The organism is Nocardia seriolae NBRC 15557 (genome assembly GCF_007990715.1).
GTDB classification, from domain to species: domain Bacteria; phylum Actinomycetota; class Actinomycetes; order Mycobacteriales; family Mycobacteriaceae; genus Nocardia; species Nocardia seriolae.
Genome location: NZ_BJWY01000086.1, coordinates 23,143 through 33,571, shown reverse-complemented (window position 1 = coordinate 33,571; position 10,429 = coordinate 23,143). Strand labels below are relative to the sequence as shown.

The 10,429-nt window shown below is 66.8% G+C and carries 11 protein-coding genes; 3 read left to right on the top strand and 8 right to left on the bottom strand.

Annotation, left to right across the window (positions count from 1 at the left end):
• The first annotated feature begins 429 nt into the window (after positions 1 to 429).
• Positions 430 to 879: an MmpS family transport accessory protein gene (locus NS2_RS23850; protein ID WP_158660798.1), complete on the top strand. Its 450-nt coding sequence runs from the start codon at positions 430 to 432 to the stop codon at positions 877 to 879.
• Positions 880 to 954: 75 nt separating this feature from the next.
• Here NS2_RS23850 and pdxS read toward each other — a convergent pair whose 3' ends face one another.
• Entirely contained in the window at positions 955 to 1,857 is a 903-nt protein-coding gene (gene pdxS / locus NS2_RS23845) for a pyridoxal 5'-phosphate synthase lyase subunit PdxS (protein ID WP_033089600.1), read from the bottom strand.
• Positions 1,858 to 2,235: 378 nt separating this feature from the next.
• Complete coding sequence (locus NS2_RS23840; protein WP_033089594.1) at positions 2,236 to 2,904, bottom strand: EthD domain-containing protein; 669 nt, start codon at positions 2,902 to 2,904, stop codon at positions 2,236 to 2,238.
• 145 nt (positions 2,905 to 3,049) lie between these two features.
• Here NS2_RS23840 and NS2_RS23835 point away from each other — a divergent pair, with 145 nt between their 5' ends.
• Both NS2_RS23835 and NS2_RS23830 read left to right on the top strand, forming a co-directional pair.
• Positions 3,050 to 3,349, top strand: a complete 300-nt coding sequence (locus NS2_RS23835; protein WP_033089593.1) for a hypothetical protein — start codon at positions 3,050 to 3,052, stop codon at positions 3,347 to 3,349.
• Entirely contained in the window at positions 3,342 to 3,668 is a 327-nt protein-coding gene (locus NS2_RS23830; protein WP_106852430.1) for a ribbon-helix-helix domain-containing protein, read from the top strand. The genes NS2_RS23835 and NS2_RS23830 overlap by 8 nt, the downstream gene beginning before the upstream one ends.
• Before the next feature lie 171 nt (positions 3,669 to 3,839).
• Here NS2_RS23830 and NS2_RS23820 read toward each other — a convergent pair whose 3' ends face one another.
• The 6 genes from NS2_RS23820 to thrS are packed head-to-tail and all read right to left on the bottom strand — an operon-like array spanning position 3,840 to position 10,382.
• Positions 3,840 to 4,880, bottom strand: coding sequence for an NUDIX hydrolase (locus tag NS2_RS23820; protein WP_033089599.1), 1,041 nt, complete (start codon positions 4,878 to 4,880; stop codon positions 3,840 to 3,842).
• Positions 4,880 to 6,004, bottom strand: a complete 1,125-nt coding sequence (locus tag NS2_RS23815; protein ID WP_033089591.1) for a glycosyltransferase family 4 protein — start codon at positions 6,002 to 6,004, stop codon at positions 4,880 to 4,882. Before NS2_RS23815 ends, NS2_RS23820 begins: the two co-directional genes overlap by 1 nt.
• Positions 6,001 to 7,008 (bottom strand): phosphatidylinositol mannoside acyltransferase, encoded by a 1,008-nt coding sequence (locus NS2_RS23810; protein WP_052086757.1) that lies wholly within the window; start codon positions 7,006 to 7,008, stop codon positions 6,001 to 6,003. The genes NS2_RS23815 and NS2_RS23810 overlap by 4 nt, the downstream gene beginning before the upstream one ends.
• 20 nt (positions 7,009 to 7,028) lie before the next feature.
• Positions 7,029 to 7,700, bottom strand: a complete 672-nt coding sequence (pgsA, locus tag NS2_RS23805) for a phosphatidylinositol phosphate synthase (protein WP_033089590.1) — start codon at positions 7,698 to 7,700, stop codon at positions 7,029 to 7,031.
• 43 nt (positions 7,701 to 7,743) lie between these two features.
• On the bottom strand, positions 7,744 to 8,328 hold the full coding sequence (locus NS2_RS23800; protein ID WP_033089589.1) for an ATP adenylyltransferase: 585 nt from the start codon (positions 8,326 to 8,328) through the stop codon (positions 7,744 to 7,746).
• Positions 8,325 to 10,382 (bottom strand): threonine--tRNA ligase, encoded by a 2,058-nt coding sequence (gene thrS / locus NS2_RS23795; protein WP_036550498.1) that lies wholly within the window; start codon positions 10,380 to 10,382, stop codon positions 8,325 to 8,327. The genes NS2_RS23800 and thrS overlap by 4 nt, the downstream gene beginning before the upstream one ends.
• Between the last annotated feature and the right edge of the window lie 47 nt (positions 10,383 to 10,429).

The window sequence follows — 10,429 nt, the reverse complement described above, 5'->3', positions numbered from 1 at the left end:
GGACACTAGCGAGAAAACACCAGGCAGTAAATTTGCCGCAGTACAGTCCGGAAAAATTAGCTGAGTTTGCTGGCCGGTATGCACGCAGGTAGCCGCCGGTATGGCCCACCCACCTCGCCCCCGCGCGTCACGTCTCCCGCCCTTGACGCTTAGCATCCACCCCGCAACCCAACAAGGGCCGAAAGTCACTCGTGCACAATGGAACCCCGCCGACATGCGAGTCCCCGCCCCGGAATTTCCTCCCGGAATATTCGATCTACCCCGGCGACGACGGATTGAACGACCGATACACCGACCTATCCGAACCCCCTGCAAACCGTTGTGCACGGTGCGGTACTCGCTGATACGGTTCCGCTCCGGTCTACCGCAACAAACGAAAATTCGAGGGGATTCATGACCTACCAAGGTGTTCCGGCCCAGGGATATCCGATGCAACCGCCGCCACCGAAGAAGCGCAAGATCTGGCCGTGGATTCTGGGCGCACTGCTCCTGTTCATCGTGCTGCCGTTCGCCGCGTGCACGGCACTGGTCGGCAAGGCCGCCCACGATGTCGACAAGGAATCCAAGCGCACCGTGGACATCCGCTACGTGGTGACCGGGACCGGGGACGGCCAGTACATCAAGCCGTCGATCACCTACAGCACCGGCGACACCGGATCGGGCACCAGCAACACCGCGCAGCTGCCCTGGAGCAAGGACGTCACACTGACGGGCCTGCTGAAGATGGCCACCCTCACCGCGACGGCCGCCGACGCCGACGACGCGACCATCACCTGCAAGATCATGCAGGGCGACAAGGTGCTGGTGGAGAACACCGCCACGGGCTCGCTGGGCATGGCCACGTGCACCACGGATCTGAGCAAGATCACCGGCAACTGAGCCGGGAGACGGCGAAAGCCGGGTGCTCCGTACGGGGCACCCGGCTTTCGCCGAATTCAGTTCGCGCGCAGGCGATTACCAGCCGCGCTCGGCGAGGCGGTGGGGCTGGGGGATCTCCTCGACATTGATGCCGACCATGGCCTCGCCCAGGCCGCGCGAGACCTTGGCCAGGACGTCGGGGTCGTCGTGGAAGGTGGTGGCCTTGACGATGGCGGCGGCGCGCTCGGCCGGGTTGCCGGACTTGAAGATGCCGGAACCGACGAAGACGCCCTCGGCGCCGAGCTGCATCATCATGGCGGCGTCGGCGGGGGTGGCGATGCCGCCGGCGGTGAACATCACGACGGGCAGCTTGCCGGTCTCGGCGACCTCGCACACCAGCTCGTAGGGGGCCTGCAGTTCCTTGGCGGCCACGTAGAGCTCGTCCTTGGACAGCGAAGTCAGGCGGCGGATCTCGGCGCGGATGGTGCGCATGTGGGTGGTGGCGTTGGAGACGTCGCCGGTGCCGGCCTCACCCTTGGAGCGGATCATGGCCGCGCCCTCGGTGATCCGGCGCAGCGCCTCGCCCAGGTTGGTCGCGCCACAGACGAACGGCACGGTGAAGGCGAACTTGTCGATGTGGTTGGCGTAGTCGGCCGGGGTCAGCACCTCGGACTCGTCGATGTAGTCGACGCCGAGGGACTGCAGGATCTGCGCCTCGACGAAGTGGCCGATGCGGGCCTTGGCCATGACCGGGATGGAGACGGCGTTGATGATGCCGTCGATCATGTCCGGATCCGACATCCGGGACACGCCGCCCTGGGCGCGGATATCGGCCGGGACCCGCTCGAGCGCCATGACCGCGACGGCACCCGCGTCTTCGGCGATCTTGGCCTGCTCCGGCGTGACGACATCCATGATCACACCGCCCTTCAGCATCTCGGCCATGCCGCGCTTGACGCGGGCGGTACCGATGGTCGGGGTGGTGTCGGGCGTGGTCACGGCAAACTCCTGGGTCATGTGGGCCAATCGGATCGCATCGGATCGCTCGGAATCGAACACGTCGATTCTAGGCTGCGGTTTCAGGCCACTTCATAGCCAGTCCGACACGACTGGACTGCCCGCCCCACACCGGATGACGGGCGTCACAGCCCCAGGGTTACCGCGCCGCTATTACAGCGGCCCGATGACGAAGATCGTCGCCCAGTATTCGGCCGCAGCCGGACCCATCAACGGCTCGAGAAAGTCATAGAGCAGGTAAGACACGAAGAACTTTCCACCTTCCACACACGGTCCGCCGATTCGGTTGCGCGGCAAACCTTCCCAGGACCCTAGCGGAGAATGCGCCGCGGATCACGGGAAAGTTTCCGCCGCTACCGGTCACCCCAGGCCGAAGACGTACCGGCTGGTCGGCACCAGATCCAGATTCAGGTGCGCCCCGAAGCTCACCACGCTCTCCATCAGCCGAGTCACGCGCCGCTGCAATTCGGCATCGTCACCGCCACTCCCGTAGAACTCGTGCGCACTGGTCATCGCCCCCATCGGGAACAACTCCTCGACGAGGGCGTCCACCCGCTTGCCCGGCGTAATCGATTCGCTGACCGTGTTCTGCACATACCCGAAGGTGGCCTGCGTCTCGATGGCCACCGGCGTATGCAGCACATGCCACCGATGCAGCCACTCCTCCCGAGTCAGCTCCTCCGGAATCCGCAGAATCGCGAAATTCACCAGCGCCTCGGTCCGCACCCCATCCCCGACCTCCGGCGGCTCGATAGGCCGCCGCTCCTCCACCACCCACCCGTTGACCTCCTCCGCCACGGCCCGCAGCACAGCCGTCACGGCCTCGACCTCCCCCTCGGTCCACACACTCACGATCGCGGAAATCGGCGACTCGTACGTACGGTGCCGAACCTGCGCCGCCGCCACGTCTTCATCCCGCACATTCACCTGCAACCGAGTAGCCCCGACCCCCGCCAACTCCTTCCGCAGCTCCTCCCCCCGCAGCCGCTCCCCCAGCCCCTCACCCCACAGTGCATACATCAACTTCATGCCGTATTTCCTTGCCACAGATCACCATTGATCACCCCACCGTAGCCCGCCGAGACATTGAAACAGCCCGGTTTCCGTCCCCGGTCCCACTCCGCGGACACGGAATTCCAGCCGTAGTCCAAAGTAGTCTATGGTAGTCTGAGATGTGGCTATCACCTGGTACTGGGGCCTGACGCGACTCCTGGCACTGTCAGGGATCGACTTCGACGACGTAGCCGACCTGCTGTCCGCCTGGCTACGAGGTGAGCGCCGAATCTGGTTCATGCCCGCCGTCGACGACACGACCGGGCTGAAGCCATCGGTGTTGATCGGCCGGACCGACTCCGGGGAACCACTGGTACTGCTCGCACGAATCGATGGCCGCGATATCTTCATCATCAATGCCAGCCGTCCGTCCAGTGAGCTGGTCGCCGACTTTGAAGCATGGGAGGCCCGCAATGACTGATCCGGCAAACGATTTCGACAACATGAACCCCGAACAGATCATGGAACTGACGGCGCGGCTGAAGATTCAGACCGACCAGGCACAGGTGCTGCTGCCCCCGGAAGGCGCCGAATCCGAACTGGCCAACATTCCGCGGTCGGTGAAGCTGACTGCGACTCAAGACCGCCGGTTGAAGAATCGCGCCCGGGAACGCGGCATGAGTCAGTCGGAATACATTCGGTGGCTCATCGAACAAGACCTGAACAAGCCGGTCGACCGACCGCTCACCATGGCGGATCTACCGATGATCGTGGAACTCGTCCGCGCCCGCGCGGCTTGACTCCGCAGATGGACGCTCGAGCAGGGTGAGGTCGATCTCGCCGGTGGCGACCATTTCTCGCATTCGCGCCACCGCTGCGGCCCGGCGGGCAGCGTCGGGCTCGGTGGGCCAGGGCAGCCGGTCATCACTCATGGAAGTTGTTCGCAGGAGCTGACCCCGTGGATCGGTCCGTCAGCGGATGGAGCGGACTTCGGGGTCGGTGTCGGAGTCGGCGGCGGCGATAGCTTCGGGGAGGAGGTTGTCGAGGTGGTAGGGGTAGACGGTTTCGCCGGAGTGGTCGAGGTGGGCTATGTCGGTGGGGGTGCACCATTTGTTGGCTTTGATGGAGCGGCGTTCTACGTAGTCGAGGTTGGCGGGGTTTACTTCGAAGTTCTTGGCGCGTAGGGCGAAGAAGAGTTCTTCGGAGCGGATGAGTTCGCCGTTGAAGGGGAAGACGGCGACTCGGCGCCAGAGGGGGCCGCGGAGGGAGGAGGAGTCGGCGGGGTAGCCGGTTTCTTCGTAGAGTTCGCGGATTGCGGCTTCGCGCAGGGTTTCACCGGGGTTGACGCCGCCACCGATGGTGAACCAGAAGGGGACGTCGGGGACCTTGGGGTCTACGCCCTGGAGGAGGAGGACTCGGTCCTGTTCGTCGACGAGGACCACGCGGGCCGAGGTGCGGACGGTGTCGACGTCGAGACCCGTTGAGGCCGCGGCGGTTACGCGTTCGGCGATTTCGAAGTAGGTGGGCAGGGGGGCGGTACCCGCGAGATGGACCCAGCGGACCAGGCGGCGGGTGCGCAGGGCGAGGGTGTCGCGGACGGCGTCGTTGTGGAAGCGGCGAGCGATGAGGACGCGGGCCTCGGCGTCGGCGAGCTCGGCCACCAGCTGTGGGGGCAGCAGGGCGATATCGACGGCGGAAAGGGCCGCGGCGAGCTGGTTTTCGACGGTTTCGCGGTCGCGCCAGTTGGAGCGTTCGGCGCGGTCGGCCAGTGCCGTGAGGCGGCGGGCCTGCTCGACCAGGGCCGGGTCGTAGAGACCGGCCAGGGTCGTCGCGATCGAGCGGGCCACCACCGCGCGGCGGGCCAGGGCAGCGTCCAGGGCGTGGCGGGCCTGATCGGTGCGGACGTGCAGGCGGTCCAGGCGGTTCGCCGTGGTGTAGGCCCAGACTGCGGCGGTGATGAGCAGGGCCGCGATGAGGGTGAGGACCAGGATGGTGGTCGCGGAGAAAGTGATCATCCGGCGGTCCTGACGCGGACGTCGCCGACGGTGACGGTTTCGTAGACGCGCAGAATCTGCTCGGCCACCACCGGCCAGTCGTATTCGCCGACAACCTGATTGGCGGTGCGGATGTATTCCTCGCGCCGAGCGTCGTCGGTGAGCATGGTGTCGATGGCCTCGGCCAGCAGATCCGAGTCGCCGACCGGCACCAGCATGCCCGCAGTGCCGTCGCGCAGCACGCGGCGGAACGCGTCGAGATCGCTTGCCACCACGGCGGTTCCGGCGGCCATGGCCTCGACCAGCACGATCCCGAAGCTCTCACCGCCCAGGTTGGGCGCGCAGTAGACGTCGGCGCTGCGCATGGCCGACGCCTTCTCCGCGTCGGAGACCTGCCCCAGGAAGCGCAGATGCCCGGCATTGTCCCCGGCCTCGCGCCGCAGCCGGTCCTCGTCACCGCGCCCGACGATCAGCAATTCCAGATCGGGATGGCGGCGCACCAGTTCCGGGAGCGCGCCGAGCAATACCTCCATGCCCTTGCGCGGCTCGTCGAACCGGCCCAGGAACAGCACCGACTTCCCTTGCCGCGGATAGCCTTCCAGCAGCGGCGCGTGCGCGAACGCGGGCACGTCGACACCGTTGGGGATCTCGACGGCGTCCCCGCCGAGTGCCTCCACCTGCCAGCGCCGCGCCAGCTCGCTCACCGCGATCCGGCCGCTGATCTTCTCGTGATACGGCCGCAGCACGCCCTGAAAGGTACTGAGCACCAACGATTTCGTGGTCGAGGTGTGGAAGGTGGCCACGATCGGCCCCTCCGCGATCTTCAATGCCAGCATGGACAGACTCGGCGCGTTGGGCTCGTGAATGTGCAGCACGTCGAAGTCGTTCTCGGCGATCCAGCGGCGGATGCGGGTATAGGCGGTGGGCCCGAACGACAGTCGCGCCACCGACCCGTTGTAGGGAATCGCCACGGCCTTACCTGCGGACACCACGAAGTCGGGCAGCGGCGTGTCGTCGGCGGCGGGCGCGAGCACGCTCACCTTGTGCCCGCGCTCGATGAGCACCTGCGCCAATTCCACGACATGTGCTTGCACCCCGCCCGGCACATCGAACGAGTACGGGCAGACCATGCCGATCCTCATAGCGCCCCTGTTCCCCGTGACCCCTCGGCGCCGGTGTCGGCCACCGGTTCCCGATTGCTCTGCGCGCGTGGCGCGTCGTACCCCAGCTTCTGTTGCGCGGCCGCGATGCGATCCAATCTGGCCTGCGACAAGTCACTTTCCCACATGGGCTGCAACATGTGCCAGTCGGCGGGGTGGGCCGCGATATTGGCGGCGAACACGTCGGCCAGCGCCTGGGTTGCGGGGGCGATGCCGGGCGTGACATCGATGGGCGCGAAGACCTCCATGCCCCAGCCCTCGGTGCCGTCGGCGTCCTCGGTGAACCAGCAGTGCACGGGCAGCAGCGCCGCGCCGGTCTCGGCCGCCAGCTTGGCCGCCCCGGCGGGCACCCAGGTGCGTTCGCCGAACATGGTGACCGGCACACCCTTGCCGGTGATGTCGCGTTCCCCCATCAGGCACACGACCTTGTTCCGCCGCAGCCGATCCGCCAGCTGCGGGAACGGCGGCTGCTCGCCGCCGGTGAGCGGGAACACCTCGAAGCCCAGGCTCTCCCGGTATTCGACGAACCGCTCGAACAGCGCCTCCGGCTTCAAACGCTCGGCGACGGTGGAGAACTGGCCGTGGTTCTGCACCAGCCACACCCCGGCCATATCCCAGTTGCCCGAGTGCGGGAGCACCAGCAGGACGCCCTTGCCGCGTTCGAGCGCCGCCTCGAGATGCTCGGTGCCGCCGACGTGCAGTCGCCCCAGCGCCTCGTGGCCCATCGACGGCAGCCGGAATGCCTCGCGCCAGTAGCGGGCATAGGACCGCATGCTCGCCTCGGTCAGGCTGTCGGGCACCGCGTCCGGGGCGGTCCCCAGCACCCGGGCCAGGTTGCGCCGCAACATGTTCGGCTGCCCCCGGTGCGCCTTCCGGTTCGACCGCCGGGCCGCGAAGGTACCCCCGGCGTCGAATCCCTTGCGCACCATGCCTTCCGGCAGCGCGCGTACGACACGCCAACCGGCCGCGTACGCCTTGTCGGTCATCGCGGACGTGAAATCGGTGGTCACCGCTGCGGTTCCTCCGGAACCTTCGCCACGGGGGCGAGAATGTCGCGGGCGCCGGGCGAGTTGCGCACCGCCAGCACCCGCTGCAGGACGGTGATGATGCTGAGCACGGCGAGCGCGTACATGGCGGCGTACACCGCGTACGACAGCCACTCGATGCCGTAATAGCCGCCGATACCGGTGAATCCGGCCCCGACCAGCACGATGATCAACCGGTCCGGCCGTTCGATGAGCCCGCCGTCGGCCGAGAGCCCGGAGGCTTCCGCGCGCGCCTTGACGTAGGAGATGACCTGCGAGGTCACCAGCACCACCAATGTGGCCACGAACAGGTGCTTGGAGTTCTCGTGGTACACCGCCCACCAGGCCAGACCCGCGAAGATGGCCCCGTCGGCCACCCGGTCACAGCTGGCGTCGAGCACCGCACCGTATTTCGTGCCGCCGCCGCGCGCCCGCGCCATGGCCCCGTCGAGCATGTCGAACATGACGAACAGCCAGATCACCATGGTTCCCCAGAACAGGTGACCGGTCGGGAACAGCGTCACCGCCGCCGCGATCGAGGCGGTGGTGCCGATCAGCGTCATGGCATCGGGGGTGAGCCCCGTGCTCACCAGCGCTTTACCCAGCGGCGCAGTCGCTTTCGAGACCGTCTCGCGACCGAAGAAGCTCAGCACGCCGTTACCCCATGTCCTTTCGTGCTGTGTCCTCGGCTCATGCCTAGTCGGCTTCCTTCCACGCCCGTGCCAGCAGCGCCCGGGTCTCCCTGAGCAGCTGCGGCATCACCTTCACTCCGCCGACGACGGTAATGAAATTGGCGTCCCCACTCCAGCGCGGCACGATATGTTGATGCAGGTGATCGGCGAGTGAACCACCGGCAACACCACCGAGATTGAGGCCGACATTGAAGCCCTCGGGCCGCGACACCTGCTTCATGACCCGAATCGCCTGCTGGGTGAACGCCATCAGCTCGGCGCTCTCCTCCGGCGTCAGATCCTCCAGGTTGGCCACCCGCCGATACGGCACCACCATGGTGTGACCGGGGTTGTACGGGTACAGGTTCAGTACCGCGTACACCCACTGCCCGCGCGCGATGATCAGCCCGTCCTCGTCCGACATCTCCGGGATGTCGGTGAACGGGTGCCCGGTCTTCTTGGGCGCCTTGCGTTCCTCGGCCTCGCCGGTGATGTAGGACATCCGGTGCGGGGTCCACAGCCGCTGCAGGCGGTCGGGGTCTCCGGCACCGGTATCCACGATCTGATCGACTGCGTGATTCTGCCGAGCGGGCGCGGTCGGTTCACTCATTGATCGCCTTTGCGGATCTCGAAGCCCTCCGCGGTCGGAGATGCGTTCTCGCGCCGCTGAATCCAGTCGGTGATGGTGGCCACCGCGTCGGCCACCGGCACACCGTTGACCTGGGTGCCGTCGCGGAAGCGGAAGCTGACCGCGTTGTTCTCCACATCCCGCGCGCCGGCCAGCAGCTGGAACGGGATCTTCTGCGCGGTCTGGTTGAAGATCTTCTTCTGCATGCGGTCGTCGCTGCGGTCGACCTCGGCGCGGATGTTGTTGTCGCGCAACGCCTCGATCACGCCGTCGAGGTGCTCGGCGAACGCCTCGGCGACCGGGATGCCGACCACCTGCACCGGCGACAGCCACGCCGGGAACGCGCCCGCGTAGTGCTCGGTGAGCACACCGAAGAAACGCTCGATGGAACCGAAGAGCGCGCGGTGGATCATGACCGGCCGGTGCTTGGCACCGTCGGAACCGGTGTACTCCAGCTCGAACCGCTCGGGCAGGTTGAAGTCCAGCTGAATGGTCGACATCTGCCAGGTGCGGCCCAGCGCGTCCTTGGCCTGCACCGAGATCTTCGGACCGTAGAACGCCGCGCCGCCCGGATCCGGCACCAGCTCCAGACCGGAGTCGGTGGCCACCTTGCGCAGGGTCTCGGTGGCCTCCTCCCACAGCTCGTCGGAGCCCACGAACTTCTTCGGGTCCTTGGTGGACAGCTCGAGGTAGAAGTCGTCGAGACCGTAGTCGCGCAGCAGCGAGAGCACGAACTGCAGCGTGGAGGTGAGCTCCGCGTGCATCTGCTCCTTGGTGCAGTAGATGTGCGCGTCGTCCTGCGTCATGCCGCGCACCCGGGTCAGACCGTGCACCACGCCGGACTTCTCGTAGCGGTACACCGAGCCGAATTCGAACATGCGCAAGGGCAGTTCGCGGTAGGAGCGCCCGCGCGACCGGAAGATCAGGTTGTGCATCGGGCAGTTCATCGGCTTGACGTAGTAGTCCTGGCCGGGCTTGCGCACCGAGCCGTCCTCGTTGAGTTCGGCGTCGAGGTGCATGGCCGGGAACATGCCGTCGCGGTACCAGTCCAGGTGGCCGGAGACCTCGAACAGGTGGCCCTTGGTGATGTGCGGGGTGTTGACGAACTCGTAGCCCGCCGCGATGTGGCGGCGGCGCGAGTAGTCCTCGAGCTCCTTGCGGATGATGCCGCCCTTGGGGTGGAACACCGGCAGGCCCGAACCCAGCTCGTCGGGGAAGGAGAACAGGTCCAGCTCCAGGCCGAGCTTGCGGTGATCGCGCTTCTCGGCCTCTTCGAGCAGGTGCAGGTACTCGTCCTGGGCCTCGGTGGATTCCCACGCGGTGCCGTAGATGCGCTGCAGATCCTCGCGCGACTGGTCACCACGCCAGTAGGCGGCGCTGGACCGGGTCAGCTTGAACGCCGGAATGTACTTGGTGGTCGGCAGGTGCGGGCCGCGGCACAGGTCGCCCCACACCTTCTCGCCGGTGCGCGGGTCCAGGTTGTCGTAGATGGTCAGCTCTTTGCCGCCGACCTCCATGACCTCCGGATCGTCGATGCCGGACTTGTCGGAGATGAGCTCGAGCTTGAACGGCTCCTTGGCCAGCTCGACCCGGGCCTCCTCGACCTCGACCACCCGGCGCGAAAACCGCTGCGCGCCTTTGATGATCTTCTTCATCCGGGACTCCAGCTTGGCCAGATCCTCGGGCGTGAACGGCCGGTCCACCTGGAAGTCGTAGTAGAAGCCGTCCTTGATGAACGGGCCGATACCCAGTTTGGCCTCGGGGAACTCGGCCTGCACGGCCTGGGCCAGCACGTGCGCGGCCGAATGCCGGATCACATTGCGCCCGTCCGCGGAATCGGCGGTCACGACCTCGACCTCGGTGTCGGTCTCGGGCACCCAGGTCAGATCCTTGAGCGCGCCCTCGGCGTCGCGCACCACGATGACCGCGGCCGGACCCTTGCGCGGCAGGTCCGCCTCGCGCACCGCGGCCCCGGCGGTAGTCCCAGCCGGAACCCGGACGCGGGCGACTGGGGTCTGCTGGGCTGGGGTGGTCACGGCTGCGCACTCCTTGGCATCGTCATCGGCGAGGGGTCCCGCCAGGT

Bases quoted from the DNA above. Each gene is read 5' to 3' on its own strand.
- NS2_RS23850 (WP_158660798.1), top strand. From the start codon at position 430: ATGCAACCGCCGCCACCGAAGAAGCGCAAGATCTGGCCGTGGATTCTG.
- NS2_RS23840 (WP_033089594.1), bottom strand. From the start codon at position 2,904: ATGAAGTTGATGTATGCACTGTGGGGTGAGGGGCTGGGGGAGCGGCTG.
- NS2_RS23830 (WP_106852430.1), top strand. From the start codon at position 3,342: ATGACTGATCCGGCAAACGATTTCGACAACATGAACCCCGAACAGATC.
- NS2_RS23815 (WP_033089591.1), bottom strand. From the start codon at position 6,004: ATGAGGATCGGCATGGTCTGCCCGTACTCGTTCGATGTGCCGGGCGGG.
- NS2_RS23810 (WP_052086757.1), bottom strand. From the start codon at position 7,008: ATGACCGACAAGGCGTACGCGGCCGGTTGGCGTGTCGTACGCGCGCTG.
- NS2_RS23800 (WP_033089589.1), bottom strand. From the start codon at position 8,328: ATGAGTGAACCGACCGCGCCCGCTCGGCAGAATCACGCAGTCGATCAG.